General features: G+C 69.9%; 12 protein-coding genes. 5 read left to right on the forward strand and 7 right to left on the reverse strand.

Annotated features, from left to right (window positions below; all coding sequences use genetic code 11):
* The first annotated feature begins 87 nt into the window (after positions 1–87).
* From OG819_RS20080 to asnB, 4 genes are all read left to right on the forward strand, one after another.
* Positions 88–1,950, forward strand: coding sequence for an alginate lyase family protein (locus OG819_RS20080; RefSeq protein WP_266652755.1), 1,863 nt, complete (start codon positions 88–90; stop codon positions 1,948–1,950).
* On the forward strand, positions 1,947–3,152 hold the full coding sequence (locus tag OG819_RS20085; protein ID WP_266650737.1) for a glycosyltransferase: 1,206 nt from the start codon (positions 1,947–1,949) through the stop codon (positions 3,150–3,152). Before OG819_RS20080 ends, OG819_RS20085 begins: the two co-directional genes overlap by 4 nt.
* Before the next feature lies 1 nt (position 3,153).
* The gene (locus tag OG819_RS20090; RefSeq protein ID WP_266650738.1) at positions 3,154–5,436 is read left to right on the forward strand and encodes a bi-domain-containing oxidoreductase; all 2,283 of its coding nucleotides are present in this window, start codon (positions 3,154–3,156) and stop codon (positions 5,434–5,436) included.
* Between the two features lie 61 nt (positions 5,437–5,497).
* Positions 5,498–7,387 (forward strand): asparagine synthase (glutamine-hydrolyzing), encoded by a 1,890-nt coding sequence (gene asnB / locus OG819_RS20095; protein ID WP_266650739.1) that lies wholly within the window; start codon positions 5,498–5,500, stop codon positions 7,385–7,387.
* Here asnB and OG819_RS20100 read toward each other — a convergent pair.
* Together OG819_RS20100 and OG819_RS20105 are read right to left on the reverse strand one after the other, a co-directional pair.
* Positions 7,366–8,721 carry a polysaccharide biosynthesis C-terminal domain-containing protein gene (locus OG819_RS20100; protein WP_266650740.1) on the reverse strand — a complete coding sequence of 452 codons (1,356 nt, stop codon included), beginning with the start codon at positions 8,719–8,721 and terminating at the stop codon, positions 7,366–7,368. The genes asnB and OG819_RS20100 overlap by 22 nt on opposite strands.
* Positions 8,718–10,406, reverse strand: a complete 1,689-nt coding sequence (locus OG819_RS20105; RefSeq protein WP_266650741.1) for an O-antigen ligase family protein — start codon at positions 10,404–10,406, stop codon at positions 8,718–8,720. The genes OG819_RS20100 and OG819_RS20105 overlap by 4 nt, the downstream gene beginning before the upstream one ends.
* A 516-nt stretch (positions 10,407–10,922) precedes the next feature.
* On the opposite strand from OG819_RS20105, the gene OG819_RS20110 reads away from it, so the two are divergent.
* Positions 10,923–11,861, forward strand: coding sequence for a class I SAM-dependent methyltransferase (locus tag OG819_RS20110; RefSeq protein ID WP_266413859.1), 939 nt, complete (start codon positions 10,923–10,925; stop codon positions 11,859–11,861).
* A gap of 141 nt (positions 11,862–12,002) precedes the next feature.
* Here OG819_RS20110 and OG819_RS20115 read toward each other — a convergent pair whose 3' ends face one another.
* The 5 genes from OG819_RS20115 to OG819_RS20135 all read right to left on the reverse strand — a co-directional run bounded on the left by OG819_RS20115 (position 12,003) and on the right by OG819_RS20135 (position 18,424).
* The gene (locus OG819_RS20115; RefSeq protein WP_266650742.1) at positions 12,003–13,262 is read right to left on the reverse strand and encodes a hypothetical protein; all 1,260 of its coding nucleotides are present in this window, start codon (positions 13,260–13,262) and stop codon (positions 12,003–12,005) included.
* A 96-nt stretch (positions 13,263–13,358) separates the two neighbouring features.
* Positions 13,359–14,831 carry a sugar transferase gene (locus OG819_RS20120; protein ID WP_266650743.1) on the reverse strand — a complete coding sequence of 491 codons (1,473 nt, stop codon included), beginning with the start codon at positions 14,829–14,831 and terminating at the stop codon, positions 13,359–13,361.
* Positions 14,832–15,082: 251 nt separating this feature from the next.
* Positions 15,083–15,916: a glutaminyl-peptide cyclotransferase gene (locus OG819_RS20125; protein ID WP_266650744.1), complete on the reverse strand. Its 834-nt coding sequence runs from the start codon at positions 15,914–15,916 to the stop codon at positions 15,083–15,085.
* Entirely contained in the window at positions 15,909–17,795 is a 1,887-nt protein-coding gene (locus tag OG819_RS20130) for a DUF4012 domain-containing protein (RefSeq protein WP_266650745.1), read from the reverse strand. The genes OG819_RS20125 and OG819_RS20130 overlap by 8 nt, the downstream gene beginning before the upstream one ends.
* Positions 17,792–18,424 (reverse strand): hypothetical protein, encoded by a 633-nt coding sequence (locus tag OG819_RS20135; protein WP_266650746.1) that lies wholly within the window; start codon positions 18,422–18,424, stop codon positions 17,792–17,794. Before OG819_RS20135 ends, OG819_RS20130 begins: the two co-directional genes overlap by 4 nt.
* Positions 18,425–18,522: the final 98 nt, after the last annotated feature.

An 18,522-nucleotide genomic window follows, 5' to 3' on the forward strand; every position in this document is an offset into this window, starting at 1 on the left:
TACCGACCTCCAGTCCCACGCCTGGCGAAGGTGCGGCAACGGATCGCGACCGCTTCGGCGCTTCCGCCGCGCGTACTCGTCGCCGCTGTGGGCTCGCGCCTCTATCGCGCTGGATGTCGCACTCTCGCGGACAGACGGGAACGGACGGCGCAACCCCGTCCCGCGCCTGCGCAGAGTTGGCGGCCGTTCGTACTGGGTCCGGGCACGGCCGCCCTACCGAGACCGACTCCCGCGGAGCTCCAGAGCTGTCTGCGCGAGGCGGACGCGGCGCTCGAGAGCACGTTCACGGTACTCGGATACGGAACCGTGACGTTGGGCACGGACGGTCGGGATTGGCATCGCGACCCGGTCCACGGCTTCACGTGGCCGGTCCGCGGTCATCGGTTCCTCGGTCCGGTTGTGGGTCGGGCGGACATCAAGATTCCATGGGAAGTAAGCCGCCTCCAATGGCTGGTGGCCCTCGCGCGTGCGTACAGGTACACGGGGGACCGCCGGTACCGCGACGGCGCGAAGAGGTTGCTGCGCTCGTGGACAGCGGCCAATCCGGCCGGCCGGGGGCCGAACTGGACCAATGCGATGGAAGCCGGCATTCGCGCTACCAACCTGGTCTGGTCGGCCGAGGTACTCCGTGATTCCGAATTCACGGCTCTAGTCGGCGGAATGCTGCGTGATCACGGGCGTTACATCCTGGAAAACCTCGAATACAGCGAACGACTGACCAGCAACCACTACCTTGCCGATCTCGTCGGCCTGGTCCACACGGGCGGAGCCCTGCGCCACAGCACCGCCGGCCGGCTGTGGCTTCGTGTGGGCAGTCGGCAGTTGCAGCGGGAAGTCCTCAAGCAGTTCCACGACGACGGCTCCAACTTCGAGGCGTCCACCGGATATCACCGTCTCTCGACGGAACTGGCTTTCATGGGTCTTCTCGCGCTGCAGCGCCTCGGCATCCCCGTTCGTCCCGAGGTCCGGGAACGTCTGCTGTCGGCTGTCGGGGTGCTGTCCGCACTCACCAAACCCGACGGGTTGCTTCCCGCCCTGGGCGATGATGACAGCGGTCTCGTGGTGGGCCTGCAGTCCGGCCGGGACCCCCGTGACCCGTCCTCGATCCTCGCCGCCGCAACTGTTCTGGGTGATACGGGCACTTCCCAGGAGCCGGCGGGGCCCGAACTGGCACAGTGGTGCGGGGCGCGGGGTGGTACCGGCGTTGCCTGTACACCGGCCACGTTCTTTCCGGCGGCCGGCTGGTACGTGCTCACCGCCGGGTCGTACTGGTGCCTCGCGGAGTGCGGCGGCGTGGGACAGCGCGGCAACGGCGGCCACGGGCACAACGACACGCTGTCGTTCGTGCTGTGCGTGGACGGTCGGGAGATCGTCACGGATCCCGGAACCGGCGCATACACCCCCGATCCGGATCTGCGGAATCTCCTGCGCTCGACGCGTTCGCACTCCACGGTCGAAGTGGACGGCGAGGAACAGAACCGGTTCGACCCCGACCTACTGTTCACCATGCGGGACGACGATCGGGCCCGGGTGGTGGATCGTCACGAAGACGGCAGCGGTCGGCAGGTCCTGGAGGCGGTCCACGACGGATACCGCAGGCTCGGTGACCCGGTTGTGCACCGGCGCCGCTTCACCCTCGACCGGCAAGGGCTGACCGTCGCGGACGACATCGATTGCCGTGCCCGGCACACACTCGTGGTCAACATTCCTCTGGCACCGGGCGTGCGTGCGGAGCCGCATGGCGGCCACATCCTGCTGATCGCCGACGACAAGCTGGTCAGTATGAGTCAGACCACCGGACCCGAGCTCTCCTTCCGCGTCGAAGAGATGCCATGGTCGCCCGCCTACGGCCAGGTCGTCACCGCACAGGTCCTCCGCGCCACCCTCCAGATCGACGGCCCGGTCACCTGGGAACTGCGGTTCCGTCTGGCGGACGGAGTACAGGGATGAAGATCGTCATGGCTGTGGTCTCCGATCTCCGCAGCGACGCGCGTGTGCGACGGGAAGCCGCTTCCCTGGCCGCGGACGGGCACCAGGTACGGGTCGTGGGTTTCGATTCCGGTGTCGCGCGGCGGGACCGCCTGGTCGAGGAAGGCGTCCTCTACGACGTCTTGCCGTTTCCACGGAGGAACCTTCCCAGGCTGCTGCGGCTGGCTCTTGCGGGCGTCGGGCTCCTGCGCGCCTCACTGCTCATCATCCGCGGAAAACCGGACGTCGTGCACTGTCACAACCTCCATCTCAGCCTGCCTGCCCTCCTGTGCGCGCGCCGCCACCGAGCCGCACTGGTCTACGACGCACACGAGCTGGAGGCCTGCATGCACCGATGGCCGGTGCGACAGGTGATCGAGCGGTGGGAGCGGACGGTCTGGCGACGCTCGCGGGCCAGAATCACCACCAATCCCTCGCGGGCGGCCTACCTGGAGAAACTGCACGGAAGCCGGCCCGTGGTCGTCGGCAACTACCCCCGTACACCGGACGCTGGGGTCGAACCGAAGGACCTCCGCTGCCGACTGGGCATTCCGCGCGACCGGTTCGTGCTGATCTTCCAAGGAGGCTTCTACCTCGACTCCCGCTGCTTCGACACCGTCGCGGCCGCGCTGCGGGATCTTCCGGAGTGGCACTGGGTGATCATCGGGTTCGGCCGCGACGACAGCGTGCGGAAGCTGCACGAGATCGTCGCGGAGTGCGGCATCGAGTACCGCACCAGCATCCTCCCCGCGGTACCGGTGGACCAGCTCCTCTCCTACACCGCGGCAGCGGACGTCGGCGTCGTCGCCCTCACCAACGCCCATCTCAACTGTTACCTGGGTGACACCAACAAACTCTTCGAATACCTGATGGCCGGTCTGCCCGTGGTGGGCAGTGACTTTCCCGAGGTCCGCAGGGCCGTGCTCGGCAATGGGGTCGGCCCGGTGGGCGCGCTCTTCGATCCGTCGAGTTCCGCGTCGGTGGCTCGCGCGCTGCGCGAGGTCGCCCATGACCTGGAAATCTTCCGGCGCAATGCCGAGAAGGTGCGCGGCACCTACTCCTGGGAGACCGAGAGCAGAACGCTGACGCGTCTGTACCGTGCGCTCGCCACTGCGGGGGACGTGCGGCCCGATACCGAACAGGGGCGGCTGGCTGAGCCGTCCAGTCTTCCGAAAGGCGCTTGACGTGAAGGCAGTACTGCTGTCGGCCCGAGACGGTTCGATCAGCGTGGCGGAGATCCCGCCCCCGGTGGTGCAGTGTGGCGCCGTGCTGATCCGCAACACCTACTCGCTGATCAGCGCCGGCACCGAGCGGGCGACCCTCGAGACGGGCGCCAGCAGCCTCATGGGAAAGGCGCGCCAGCGTCCCGACCAGGTCCGGCAGGTTCTCAACACGGCGCGGCAACTGGGCGTCGTCGAGACATATCGGATGGTCCAGGACCGGCTCGACCGGCCCATGACGCTCGGATACTCCTGCGCCGGTGAGGTGATCGCGGTCGGGGAGGGAGTCGACGACATCGCCCCCGGCATGCGTGTGGCCGCGGGCGGAGCCGGTTACGCCTCCCACGCGGAGATCGTGGCCGTGCCCCGTAACCTCGTCGTGCCCGTACCGGAAGGCGTGGAGGACCGCTGGGCCGCCTTCGCCACCGTGGGTGCCATCGCACTCCAGGGAATCCATCAGGCCGAGGCGGTTCCGGGATCCCGTGTCGTGGTGATCGGCCTCGGGCTGGTGGGACAGCTCACCCTGCGGATCCTGCGGGCCTACGGGTACGACACGGTCGGCGTCGACCAGGATCCCGCGGCCATCGACGCGGCCCGGACCGGCGGATTCGTCGCCCACCCCCGTCAGACGGAGGACCTGGCGGGGACCGTCGCGCGTCATTGGGGCGGGGCGCGGGCCGACGCGGTGCTGGTGACCGCGGCGACCTCGAGCACCGACCCGGTCGAGCTGGCCGGGACTCTGGCGCGTGACCGGGCCACCGTCGTCATCGTGGGAGACGTCAAGGTGTCCCCGCCCCGGTCGTCGTACTACCACAAGGAACTGTCGGTCCGTTACTCCCGCTCGTACGGACCGGGACGGTACGACCCCCGCTTCGAGGAGGCAGGCGACGAGTACCCCGAGGGTTACGTGCCGTGGACCGAACGCCGCAACCTGGCCGAAGTCCTCAGGCTCGTGCCGAGGCTGGACCTGGAGAGCCTCGACCCCCGGGTCTTCGCCGTCGAGGACGCCGCCGAGGCGTACCGCGTCCTGAACACGGAACGGCCACGACGGCGCGCCGCACTGCTGTTGCGCTATCCCGGTACCGCCGAGGGGACCGAGCCCCCGCGGTACCAGGGCAGGCCCGCCACGTGGTCACCACCTGCCGGGGAAGCGAGGATCGCCGCCATCGGGGCCGGGAACTTCGCCACCAAGATGCTGTTCCCGCATCTGCGCCGGGACGGGAATGTCAGGTTCTCATGGGTGGCGAGCGCGCGAGGTCTCACGGCCGTCCAGCAGAGCAGGCGGTGGGGGTTCAGCAGCGTCGCAGAGAGCGCCGAGCACGGACTCGCGTCGGGCGAGGCCGACTGCGTCATGGTGCTGTCCCGTCATGACAGCCATGGACGCTATGCGGCAGAAGTTCTGCGTCGCGGCATCGCGTTGTACTGCGAGAAGCCCGTGGGTCTCTCGGAGCAGGAGCTGGAGGCGGTGGCGGCCGCCTGGTCCGGGTCCGGCGTCCCGGCGCTCGCCGGCTTCAACCGGCGGTTCGCGCCGGCCGTCCGGGACTTGCGTGCCGCCCTGCCCGAAGGGGCGCCGCTCCAAGTCGCCTATCGGGTCTTCGCCGGCCGGCTGCCCGAGGATCACTGGTACTTCGATCAGCGGCAGGGCGGCCGGCTGCTCGGCGAGGTCTGCCATTTCATCGACACGGCGAACTTCCTCGTCCAAAGCAGGCCGGTGAGCGTAACCACCACGGGCGTGGACAGCAGGGACCCGGTGTCGGCCCAGAGCGTGACTGTGCAGGTCGTCTACGCGGACTCCTCGACCGCTTCCATCGTGTATGGCGGCACCACGCCGCCCGGGGCCCCCAAGGAGTTCATCGAGGTGGCCGGCGACGGTGTCGCCGCCAGGATCGAGGACTTCGCCTCCTTGACGCTGTGGAAGCGCGGGAAGAAGTCGGAGTCGGTCTATCGGGGAGCCTCGAAGGGACATGCCGAGGAGATGCGGGCCCTGACGCGGCTGCTGCGGGGCCAGAAGGTCGCTGAGGCGGACTTCCGGCTGGCGTTGTGGAGCTCGCTCGTCGCATGCCGGGCGGCCACCGCCCTCGCGGGAGGCGGCCAGGTCGAGGTCGCGCCCACCACCCCGGCGCTCGCGGAGGCCCTCGGGCGCACACCCCGCGCCGGTGGAGCCGGGAGGTCCGAGGGCGGGGTTCCGGAGCAAACCGGCATCACACGTCCGGATGCCGTGGGTACGACGGGAGGCTCCGGCGCATGAGTCCCCGAGGAACGGCCGTCCTGCCAGTGGTTCCGGCGCCGAGCGCGAAGACGGAGGCCTGATGTGCGGCTTCGTGGTGGTTCTCAACCGAGGTGCGGCCGGGTGCGACCCCTGCACGACGATCGAGCACCGCGGCCCGGACTCATCCGGGCATCAGGACCTCCACGGCCCGGACTGGCACGCGTCACTGCACTTCCGCCGACTCGCGATCGTCGACGTCGGCCCCCGCAGCGACCAGCCCTTCGGCGACGCCGAGCGAGGGTTCCTCGTGTACAACGGGGAGATCTACAACGTTCCCCAGATGCGGAGCACGCTACGGTCCCGGGGCGTCCGGTTCACCACCGAAGGGGATACCGAAGTCCTCTATGAACTGCTGCTCCAGCCCGATGCCGCAGGTCTGCTCGGTCAGGTCGACGGAATGTTCGCTTTCGTTCAGGTCCTGCCCGACGGACAGGTGCGATATGGGCGCGACCGGTTCGGAATCAAGCCTCTCTACGTCGCCTCGGACACGTCGGGCGGCGTCGTCGCCCTGGCGAGTGAGGTCGCTCCGCTACGCGCGATCGGCCTCGCCGACCATGTCGATCCCGTGGCCGTCGCGCAGGGGGCGATGTTCCTGTGGACGCCTCCCCCTCGCACGGGCTGGCTCGGCGTGCGTGCGGCACCGATCGGCTCCGTGCACTGCCTGCGGCCACCCAGGTACGCACGCCCTCGGCTGGTCTGGCAGGCGGAAGACACCGCGCCGGCGCAGGACATCGGTGAGGCGGTGCGCGAGTCGGTGCGACGTCAGGTCAGGGCGGATGTCCCGGTGGGGCTCCTGCTGAGCGGGGGAGTCGACAGCACGTGGCTGGGCGTGGAACTGCGCCGGGCGGGATTCTCGGGCCCCGTCTTCTCGGCGCGTGACGCGTTGCCGCGGGAAGGCTCGGCGGAGCCCTTCGAGGGTGACGCCCCGTACGCCGAGAGGGTGGCCCGTCGCCTCGGCGTACCGCCGCACTGGGTGGATCTCGATGTCGACGTACTGCGACAGATCCCCGAGATGGTAAGGGTGATGGAACTACCCTTCGGCGACCCGGCGGCCATCGCGCTCATGCGCCTGGCGCGGGCCGCCCGCGACGAAGCGACGGTGCTGCTTTCCGGGGTCGGAGTGGAAGAGATCTTCCTGGGATACGAGCGGTATCAGGCGGTGCGGATGCTGCAGCGGATTCCGGCGTCCGGTCGGCTCCTTCTCGGGCGGGCGTCGGCGGGTCCGGTCCCTGGGAGATTCCGCGAACGCGTGGACAAGCTCGGCCGCATGTGCGTCCTCGGTCCTCGCGACTGGGCGTGGGGGAGCCAGGCCTACTTCAGCCCCGAGGAATGGGCACAACTGTCTTTGAAGGTCGAACTGGACGAGGTCACGGCAGCCCATCGTGACATCGTGGACCCTCTGCTGGCGGCGGGAGCGAGCCCACTGACCGCGGTCGCGGAGTGTGACCGGCGGCTGTTCCTGCCGGGCCTCAACCTTCTGTACGCGGACCGTGCGTCCATGCGGGCCAGCGTGGAGCTGCGGGTGCCGTTCCTCGGCGAACCGGTCATCGCCTCGGCGCTCGCCGTGCGGGCAGAGGATCAGCTCCGACCCGGGAACGGCAAGGCACGGTTTCGAGCCGCCGCGTCGGCCGCGGGGGTTCCCGACTTCGTCACGCGGCGTTCGAAGACGGGTTTCGGAGCCCCGGTCCGCTCCCTGCTGAGGCAGCACGGGCGGCACCTCTGGTCGCGGGTGCGGCAGGCAGGCATCTTCGACGAGCTCCTCGACCGGCGGACCGCCGACCGCTTCGTATCCGAGCACGTGTCGGGGGAACGCGAGCGCGGACTCGCCGTTTTCGGCCTGTTCTGCGCGGCGATGTGGTGGGAACGGAACGTCGACGGTGACGGGGGGGTCGAGGAGGCCCTCCAGGGCTACCGAGCGGCCGCGCCCTGACCTGTCGCCGGACGGTTTCCGGGGTTCGTCCCCGCGCCTGCCTTGCCGACTGGGAGGACGATCTCTGCTGCGTTCACGGCACGCCGGTATCCGATGAGGTGGACGAGCAGGTTGACGGCAAGGGCCAGAAGGCTCGCCCACGCCGCTCCCGCGGCTCCGAATGCCGGAATCAGCAGGAGATTGAGGACGAGGTTGGACACCGTCAGGGTGATCGCCGCGGTGCGCAGGCCGGATCCGAGACCATGCGCCGTCAGGAAGGTGTTGAACAGTCGGGTCACGGCGCCGATCACCTGCGCCCCGGCGAGGACCGGTACCAGGCACGCCGCCATCAAGAACTTCTCGGAATAGACCAGCCGAACCAATGGCTCGGCCAGCACGCTCAATGCGACGGCCGGTACGGCGCTCATCGCCGTCACCGCCGCGACCCAGTGCAGCTCCACACGAGGTTGTCGGGTGAACCGCCCGAAGAGCGCCGTCGCCAGCCCCGCACCCGGAAGCCCGATGGGGAACGCGAGCGACGCGGCGCACATGTAGCAGGCGAACGAACGCGGATCGCTGCCGGCACCGAGCATCAGTGTGTCCATGTGGTACGTACCCATACTCAGTACCCGACCGATGTAGGCCGAGAAGCCGAAGTCACGGGCACCCCGGACCATCCGCGCCATGGTTTCGCGAAGGCCGCGGAACAAGGGCCGGAGGTACGCCAGGAGCGAAGCCCACCCGGCGAGCAGGAACAGGGCGTCCGTGAGAAGAGCCCCTGACGGCGTCAGCCGTACCCCCAACGCCGGCATGGTCGTGAGCACGCAGAGGAAGCCCGTCCGCGAGAGTACGGAGGCGATGGAGTAGGTGTGGAGCCGCCCGAGCCCCTGTGCTGTTTGCAGGCACACGAAGTCGAGGGGGTAACCCACGGAGACAAGGGCCATCAGTCTCAGAGCCGGGCCCGCGTGAACGTTGAAGCGGGCGTCGACGATCCAGGACAGAGCGAAGACGGTGAAGCCGAACAGGACCGACACCGGCACGAGGAACGTCACGACCGCGCCGGTGATGCGACGCCGTTCCGCCCGATCCGAGCACGCCAGCATCCGCGCCGCGGGCAGAAACAGCCCGAACTCGAAGAACATCGAGCTGAACAGCAGCAGTTGTTTGCCGAAGGCGTAGTTCGTGTAGGCATCGACGCTCAGGGTCCTGGCGAGCAGCGCCGATGTGAGCATGCCGAGTCCGCCAAGCAACGCACTCGAGCAGGCGAAGCCGGCGGCCTGACGAATCGTCGGGGAGGAACAGGCGGTCCTCACCTTGGCGCGGGTCCGCACGGCGGCACCGACGCCGCCGGTCATGAGGCCGACTCCACGAGCCGCGCTCGAACCGCACGTTCCGCGCCCGCCCGCGTGGCCTGTTGCCGAGCTGGGCGCCGCTGGGCCGTGTCGACGGCCGACGCGGCGAGTCCCAGGAGCACCGCCAGCACGACATTGCTCGGCCCCAGCGGCAGCATCGTCAGCTCGACGGAGAAGGCCAGGTAGGCCAGGGCCCCGGCGACCACGGCGGCGTGCAGCACTTGGCACGTCGCATCCTTACGTGCCGCCCGGCCGAGCCGACGGAGCATCCTGGTGCCATATCCGCATACGGCGAGGAGGGCCGTGAATCCCAGTACACCCTGTTCCGCCAGGGTCCCGACGAACGAGCTGTGAGGAGACTGCACCGACCTCACACCCCACACCACCTTGGCGCCGACCCCTCTTTGTGCCTCGACGAACTGGTTGATCCCCACTCCGGTGATCGGGGCCGAACGCCAGATGTCCAGACCTACCTGATAGGTCGCGAACCTGCCGGCCACGTTGGCGGTGTTGCCCATGCGGGCACGAAACATGTCGCTGTCCTGCAGCGGTACGAAGAGGATCAGTGCCCCCAGGGCCACGGCGACGGCCATGGCGGCGAGCCTCAGCCTTTTCCCGACCCGTAGGCCGAGTCCGAGGAAGACGACCAGCAGGGCGCAGGCCCAGGCCACCCGGAACAGCGAGAACGCCATGCCCGTGATCTGTACGGCGGCCAGCAGCGGGCCCACGAGGGCCGGAGCTCCCTTCCGGCGCGAGCCGTCGGTGCCCGCGCTCGTCCACCAGAACAGCGTCGCGGCGAGCGTCAGGGCCAGGGTGAGCGAATAGACCTCCGGGTTTGCGTAAGGCCCGGAGACGCGGACGAACCCGGCGACCTCGGTGTCGGTTCGCACGACTCCGCCGCTGAGGGTCGCCAGCTCGTATCCGAAGAAGTGCTCCGTGATGCCGAGGAGGGCCACGCAGGTGCCGCAGACCATCAGTCCCGCCGCCCACGCCCGCAGTCGCCTGGGGCTGTCCGCCGTACGGCGGCAGACTGCGAAGGCGATACAGGGGAGCAGGATCGCGTCGATGAAGATTTGCAGCGCGCCCAGGGTGCCCGGGTGAGTGGTCAGGGCACGGAAGAGGAAGACAACCGCGAACACCGTGACCGCTTTGACGAAGGCTCGCACACCGGTTGCACCCGGCCTGCCGACTCCCCTGGTCAACAGGAGCATGAGAGCCAGGGCACTCAGGTACGCACGGTCGAACGTCAGCAGCGCCCCCGACTGCGGATAGCGGGCGAAGGGGTAGAGGACGGGAGAGAGAACCAGCCAGACAAGGCCGGCGGCGAGCGGCCACCGGCTGGCCACCAGGGCGAACGCCGTCACCATCACAACGGAGAGAAGGGCTGTCGAGGGCACGCTCGGCGAGAGGAGGAAAGCGCCCAGTGTCGCCGTGCCGGCTCCTGCCAAGAGGACGGTGCAGATGGTCGAGAGGTCGACTTTCCGGGCCTGCCTCGCCGCCATCGGGGCGTTCACCTGTTGCTCCGGGCCACGCACAACCCGGTCGGCGCGTTGAGAAACGGGGCCGGACTCCGTCGCGGCGATGTCCACATGGGCGACCTCGGGACGGCGGCGTAACGTGGCCCACTCGCCCCGTCGGGAGATCCGTGAGTCACAGCGGCCGACACGCAGTTCACGAACGCGGCGCACGGCCAGGAGCCGCCTGACCGCTGTCCTGCCTCTGCGCCCCAGGTGACGGACACCGCTGAGCGCGCCGAGTCCGTCACATGGGGCGCGAGGTCCGGTCCGGTCCAGTCGCCGTTGTCCCGGAAACGGAAAAATCGATCAGCACATTTTTCGAGTTCTTCGGGGGGCCCCAGGGGGGATACGGATTCACGTGCCGTCACATCGCTGCTATTCCAAACACTCACGGGATCTCCAAATATCCGTCCGGCCACGTCGTACTTCCGTGCCGAGTCACGGAGAGACACGCTAGTCTCACAAGCTCCTCTACGATGCTGGGCGACGCACCTTCCCGGTTGAATTGCCACGCCGAATGAGCTGCTCGTGTAAGAAGCCGTTCGTTCGGGCGCGCTGCCTTGCGTCCACCTGCTTGAGATTGTCGGCTGTGTGACCATCCTGACGTGGCGTGGCGTCGTGAGCCGGAATTCATTGCCGTTGTTTCGTGTCCCGGCGTCTGCTGTATCACCGGAGTGAGAGGGCGACATGCGAGAGAAAGAAATCGCCGAATTCTGGTCGGCGCATCCGTGCGGTGATCATCTTGTGGGCGGGGCGTCCAGAGGTGGCCGATGTGAGTACGAAGAATTTTTCACACGGTATGACACATTCAAGTACCGATTGGAGCCGCACATTCCGGGGTGCCTCGATGGTCTCGATGTCGCCGGTCGGCGGGTGCTCGAAATCGGCCTCGGCCAAGGAGCGGAGTCGGAACAGCTCATTCGCCGCGGTGCGCTGTGGACGGGTGTCGACCTCACCGAGACTTCTGTGGAGAGGGTCAGAACACGGCTGACCCAGCGCAACCTTCCGTGGGAGGGATTGCATCGCGCGAATGTCCTGGATCTTCCATTCCCGGCGGATTCTTTCGATCTGGTCTTCAGCCACGGCGTGCTCCACCATGTTCCAGACATCCTGGCGGCCCAGCGAGAGATCCACCGGGTGCTCCGCCCCGGAGGCGAACTGGTGGCAATGCTCTATGCGCGATGGTCGCTGAACTATCTGCTGTCCATCGGCCTGCTCCGGCGGGCCGCGCTGGCGGTGATCTACCCTCTGGCCCGCGCCGGTCTGTTCAAGCCCTCCGGCGTCGTCGGTGCACATGTGAGGAACGCGCGCCGGGCGGGGCTGTGCAGCTATCTGAGGATGCGGCAGTTCATCCACCACAACACCGACGGGCCGGACAACCCGCACTCACGTGTCTACGACGTGCGCACGGCGCGTCAGCACTTCCCGGACTTCTCTCTCGTTCGGGTGCACAAGCACTTCATGCACGCACCGCCGCTGCCAGTCCACGCTCTTCCCGGTGGCCGCGTCGCGGGCTGGCACCTGTGGGTCCACATGAGGCCGAAGTGGCGGACTGATGAGTCGGCGGCGACGAGCACCTCCGAGACAACCGCGGAATGGTGCGGTCCCGCGACGAAGGACCGGTAGGCGCCGGTGTTGCTGTCAGCAGTGCGCGGGCACTCGGACGCGGGCCGGGAGATACCCAGCAGCGTGAGCCCGGCCGACGACGCAGTGTCTTCTGCGGTTGGACGATGCCTGCGCTCAGCTGACCGGCGACGTGCTGGCGGGCTACGAGGCGGCCGCCGTCGGCTGAACGGCCACGGCGGCGGGCTGTGGCCGCCTTGGCAGGGCGGTGTGAAGAGCGGTCAGCGCGTCCAGAAGGGGAGCGGTGCTCCACCTGGGTGATTCCCAGAGGGCCCTGTTCCCATGGGAGCCGCCCGCCCGCGTGTCCGTGTTGAGGCCCGGGTAGCGGTCCACCACGGCCGCTAGCACGGCGTACGCGAAGTCGGTAGCGGCGAAGCCGCGTTCGGCCGCCCACGCCGCCATCCGTACCGCTGTCGCGTCGTTGTTCGGGTCCCGTCTGCTCCGGCCGTCCGCGAAGTAGCGGGGCAGGGGGCCGTCGAACAGGTGCCGCAGGTAGTGGGCCGCTCCCCGTTCGAGGGGGCGTCGGACGTCGACGCCGAGCAGCGTTCCCGCCTGTTCGAGGCGCAGCAGCACGTACCCCGTGTGGAAGCCGTCCACCCAGCCCAGCCGCGGGTCCCGTCCGTAGGGCCACGAGCCCTCGGGGCGCTGCCCGTCCAGGCTCACCTCGACGGCACCGTGGGCGGCATCGGTCAGGCGGTTCGCCAGTTCGGCGGGCAGCGTCCCGGTGCGGGCCAGGCGGGCGGCGAGCGCGGCACCCATGAGGTTGGCGTTGTGGACGAGGACGTCACTGGCCGGTGTGTAGGTGAAGAACTCGCCGTTGTACAGGTGTTCCAGGAGCCCGCGCGCAAGGGACCGTACCGCCTCGTCGTCGAGCGTCCCGGTGTCCAGACAGCCGTCCGCGCAGAAGGTGGTGGCCACGAGGTTCGGGACGGAGGCGGGGTAGTACGCCCAGCGGGTCTGCACGTCGAACTCGTAGCGCCACAGCCCGGCGTGGCGCCCGGAGAGCTGCTCGGCGGCCGCCGACCGGCCCAGTCGCAGGGCGCGCTCCCGCCACACGGGGGAGGCCGAGAGCCTGGCGCAGGCGCCGGCCGCGGTGCCGACGGCCGTCGCGGTGCGCAGCGGGTGAATGCCCAGGACCGGACGCAGGTCGATCCGGCTGCGTTTGACGGTCTGCAGGAGCACCTGGCGAAGCACACGGTGCACGGCCAGCCGTCCCAGCGGGCCGGTCAGCCCGTCGTACGGGTCCGGGCCCGCCCAGTCGCGGGCGTCGGCCCACCGGAAGAGCCGGTCGGTCAGGGCGAGCACGTCCGTGGCCTCGTTGGGCGAGCCGAGGCGGCCCGGGGCGCGGCGGTCCGGGCCGAAACGGTCCCGGGGTGAGTGGTCGGTGGGGGTTCCGGTCGGCATGGGCCCTCCAGGAGGATCGCCGGTGCTGGTGGATGTCCGTGGACGTCAGCGGATGTCGTCGGTGCTGTCGGGTGTGATGGCGGGGCGGGCAGCCGCTCAGTAGGCGCCCCTGCCCGCCACGACGGCTCCCACCGTCCGGCACAGCACCCCGAGGTCCCCCGACGGGGACCAGTTGTCCACGTACCTGAGGTCCAGGGCGACCGTCTCGTCCCAGGAGAGGTCGGAGCGGCCGCTGACCTGCCACAGGCCGGTGAGCCCCGGCTTGACGGCCAGCCGGCGCCGCTCCACCTCGTCGTAACCGGCGGCCTCGTCGGGCAGCGGCGGTCGCGGACCGACCAGGGACATGTGTCCCTGCACCACGTTGAACAGCTGGGGCAGTTCGTCCAGGGAGCAGCGGCGCAGCACCCGTCCGACGCGGGTGATCCGCGGGTCACGGCGGATCTTGAACATGCGGCCGTCCTGCTCGTTGGTCCCGGTCAGCTGATACCTCAGCCGCTCCGCGTCGGCGACCATGGTGCGGAACTTGGCCATGGTGAACGGTTTTCCGCCGCGTCCGATGCGCGTCTGCCGGTGCACGGCGGGGCCCGGGGAGTCCATCCGTACGGCGAGGGCCAGCGCCACGAACACCGGGGCGAGCAGCGCGATCAGCAGCGCCGCGCCCAGCCGGTCCGTCACCGACTTGAACAGCGTCGCGAGCCCCCGCCGCAGGGGCGGGGCCACGGCCAGCATGGTGAGCCCGGCCACGGAGAGGACGCCCACCCGACGCCCGGCGACCTCGGCCAGACCCGGTACGACCACGAGCGGGCACTCCTCGCCGTGCAGGGCCCACGACAGCCGCCGCAGGCGCGTTCCGTGCATGTACGGTCCCGGCACGACGAGGACCACGTCCGCGTAGAGCCGCCGGGCCGCCTCCAGCACCGGGGCGGAGTCGGCCGAAGGGCGTGGCGGTGCCTGCCGGCCGATACGGGTGGCGACCGGGGCCAGTGCGTGCGGGTCCTCGTCGCCGATCGGGCACACCCCGACGACGACGAACTCGTGGTCGGTCCGCTTCGCGAGGTGGCTCACCAGACCGTCGACAGCGTTCGCCTCCCCGATCACCAGGGCCCTACGGACGGCCCGGCCGTCGCGGCGTCGCGCGACCAGATGACGGTGGATCAGATTCTGCACGGCGGCGCTCATCGGGGCGCAGGGCACCAGGGCCGTCAGCGCGAGGAGGAACGGGGACTCCTCGCCTGTCGCCGCCCGCACCACCGCGAGCAGTCCGATCAGCACCGGCCAGTCCTGCAGCACGGAGCCGATGTTGTCGCGCTCACCGAGACGGTGCCCGCTGTAGCGGTCCCGTGTGCCGCGCACGAGAAGCCATGCCGCGGCCGCCACCATCGCGTAGGCCGCGGCATGCGTGCCGCCGGCCAGCGCGAAGGCCAGATACACCGGCACGGCGGCGCAGGTCACGTCGCCGATGACGGCGGCCGGGGCGTACCAGACGGGCTTGCCGGTGCGGCGGCCGGTCGGCGGCTGCTCCCGGATGACCTGTGCCTGCGCAGGTCTTGCCACTGGTACGTGGGGCATCGTCTCCCCGAACAGCCACATTCGCCCTCCAAGCGCATCAAAAAAGGACTATTCGAGTGTGAAGGGCTGCCCGGTGAACAGTGGGGCGCGACGCTGGGCTGTGGGCAATTCTCACCCGATGAGCAGAGCGCCTTGCCTCGTGCATATGCGGACGCCCGGGCCGGGGGTGAGAGGTCCCGGGAGGGTACGGAAAAGGGAGTCGGGAGGGCACGGAAAGGTGTGCGGGGCCGCGCGTCCGTCAGGCCGGGGAGTCAGGCCGGGGTCAGCGCGACACGGAAGATTCTGGGCCAGAACTTCCCGGTGATCAGGAACTGACGGGTGCCGGGGACCGCAGCGATACCGTTCAGCGTGGACCCCGGGACGAGTTCGTCGTCGCGCAGCAGGCCCGAGGCGTCGATGCTCGCCGTCACCGCTCCGGTGGCGGGATCGATGCGCACGATCCGGTCGGTGAAGAGCACGTTCGCATACACGGCGGCGCCGACGCACTCCAGCTCGTTCAGCTCCGTCACCGGCCGGCCCCCTTCGGTCACGGCGACCTCGCCCTTCTTCGCGAGCGTCCTGGGGTCACGGAACGTCAGCAGTGACGAGCCGTCGCTGGTCACCAGCCGGTGCCGGGCCCGATCGAAGCACACGCCCCAGCCGTCGTCCTGGTACGGGACGCGACGCACCTCCTTGAGCGTCTTGACGTCGCGCTCGATGGCGGTCCGGTTCCGCCAGGTGAGTTGCCACAGGGTTCGGCCGAGCACGGTGATGCCCTCGCCGAACAAGGGTGCGGGGAGGGCCGTGCGGACCGTGGGCTTCTTGCCCAAAGGCCCCGCTCGTACCGAGGACCGGCCGGAGATGCCGGTGCCTTCGTAGAGTGTGTCGCCGGCCATCTCGAGTCCCTCGGTGAACGCCTGCGGGTCGTGCGGAAAGGTCTTCAGCACCTTGACCCGCAGGTGCTCGACCCGGTGCGCGGCTACCCGCCGCCCCTCCGCGGCCCCGCCTGCAGGATCGTCCGCGGCGCGCTCTCCCGTCGCGCACGACGCGAGCAGCAGCACACCCAGGAGCACGGCTGCCCCGGTACGGCGCAAGCGCTCAGACACGGCAGGAACCCCCCGGTTTCAGTGTGGCTCGCAGGGGCGTCACCAGGGACTGCCGCAGAAGGACCGGGGCGCGGTCCGCGTGCGGCTCCAGCAGGTGCAGCACCAGCGTGCGGCGGGAGCGGGCGGGCAGCTCCAGGTCCAGCGTGTACACGGAATGGCCGCGTTCGACGCCGGGCGCGAGCTGCGCCAGGCGGCCGTCCAGGGTGGCGCCGGTCAGGGTGGCGCCGACGCCCGCGTAGTACGACACCAGGAGCCGGTTGTCACCCGGCCGGGTGCGGTAGGGCGGGGAGTCCCCCCGCAGCGTGACGTAACCGGGCAGCCCGGAGACCGGGGCCCGGTTGGTCAGGGTCACGGTGACGGTGACCGGACGGTCGCCGCTGGAGCAGCCGTTCGCTTCCCAGACCAGGCTCCGGTCGAGGTAGTAGTCCAGCTTGCCGCCGGCCGCGTTGTTCACCACCAGCCCCGCGAAGGGGCCGGGAGTCTCCGGGAGCGCGCCCGAGTAGGGGCGCGACTCGATGAGACGTTGCTCCGCCGCGTGCGCGCTCCACACCTTCAGCCGTCCGTCCCGCTGGGCGTCGTTCAGGGCGACGAGCAGGGCGGGCAGCCGGCGCATGTCGCCGGTCGCGGTGATCAGGGGTCCGGCGGCGGCGCGGGCCGCCTCGACGAAGAACGCCTTGCGCCGGGCGACGTCGTCGTACATCGCGTAGCTGGCCCGTTCGGTGAGGTCCACGACGTTGTCGGCGGTGAGCTCGGTGCCGCCCGCCATGCGGGCCGGGCCGGTGACGCGCAGGAAACGGCTCAACGTGGTGGGGTCGACGGCGAACACACCGTCCACGCGCTCGCCGGTGTGTTCGCGCCACGCCGCGGCCCAGATGCGGGCCGCGTAGGGGAAGTGCGGGCTCATGTTGGAGTTGGCCCAGACGCGGGTGGGCTCGCTGCCCTGGTAGCGGGCCGCGAAGTCGGCTCCCAGGTCGAGGTCCGTCTTCGCCGTGGCCATCTCGGTGTTGTTGCCGAACCGCTCGAAGGACAGATGACCCCGGTCGGCCGACAGTACGGCGAAAGCCCCCGGAACACCCCCGGTACCACGCGCCTCCGCGATGTTCTGGAACGCGAGGAAATAGCGCCGTTCCCCTTGGGCGCCAAGCATGGGCGGCAGGACGCGGGCCGCCAGGGAGGCGTCGGTCATCACCGGGCCGAGGCGGTCGATCTGCCGCGCGAGCCCGGCCCGGGCCCGGTCGGCCGCCGGCAACCAGGTGGACCGGGGCAGCCCGTGCACATCGGCCCGCACCTCGGCCGCGGCGCGGGCGGCCCGGACGACTTCCGGCGCGTGCTTCTGCAAGGTCATGAGGGCCTCGGACATGCCGTCACCGCGGCTGTCCGGCGTGGGCGTCGGCAGGGCTCGCACCAGTGGGGACAGCACATCGCCGGCCAGCCGGTCGGCCGCGTACGCGGCCCCGCGCGCGATCCTGAGCGGGCCGCCGAGGAAGGGCAGCGCGGCCGCGGGGTACCAGGCAGGGCCGGTGGTGAGGCGATGCGCCCGAGCGGCGTGGGCGGCGGCGGAACGCACCTCCCGTTCCCGCTCCCGGGCGGAGGCGGGCACGGCACCGGAGGCGCCGCCGGGCGCGGGCGCCACCGACTGCCGCAGCGCGTCGAGGTCCCGCCCGGCCGCGATCAGCTCCGAACGGGCGAGCAGCCCGGTGACGCCGATCCAGACGGCGCCGGCCAGGGGAAGCGCTGCGGCGGCCAGCAGGGTGTTCCTGAGCAGACGACGGCGGCCCGGTGCCCCCTCGCGGGAGCGGCCGGGCCCGCGCATGCGGAAGGCGTCTCGGCCGGGGCCGGGATACCGTGGTTCCGCCGTGCCGGTGTCTTGCTCCGTCATGAACTGCGGCGACGGCGCACGGCCAGCATCGTGCCCCCGCCCGCCGCGACCAGCCCCGCCGCGGTGCCGCCCAGCGCCAGGGCCTTTTCATTGCCTGTTTCCGCCAGGTGCGGCTGGTGATGGGGGTTCCCCGAGCCGCCAGGTTGGCTGCCTGGCCGACCGAGCCTGCCCTGCACGTTGATGCCGACGGAAAGCGTCAGGTCGGGGTGGCGGGCGGTCAGTTTGAACGTGTGGCCGCCCAGCACGGCGTGCCTGGGGATGGTCACCTTGCCTGTGACGACTCCTGTCCTGGTCGCCCTGTACCTGCCCAGGACGACTTCATTCGAGAACAGCGACGCGGTGACCAGCTGCCTGGCGGCGAAGCCGGTGCCGACGAAGGTCAGTGCACCTCCGGCAGGCAGCGTGGTGCGGCTTAGGGTGAGGCGTGGGGGCGGTGGCGGGTACTGCGCTTGGGCGGTCTGCGCCCCCACCAGCGGTGCCGCGATGAGCACGGCAGCCGATGCTGCCGATGCCAGAGCAACCCGCCATCTGGGCGATGTCGTCATCTTCTTCACTCTCCTCGACTTCAGTCCGGGCCAAGCCGCAGCGTCGGCCGTGAGCAAAATCTGGGTACCAACATCTAGATACATGGAATAAATGGGATATATAGGCATCGACTGGCGTGACGGCGGCCAGAAGCCACCGGATGGTGGAGTGCCCGCTTCCCAATGGCCCACGTTCGGCGGGC

The organism is Streptomyces sp. NBC_01549, from assembly GCF_026339955.1.
Taxonomy (GTDB): Bacteria; Actinomycetota; Actinomycetes; order Streptomycetales; family Streptomycetaceae; genus Streptomyces.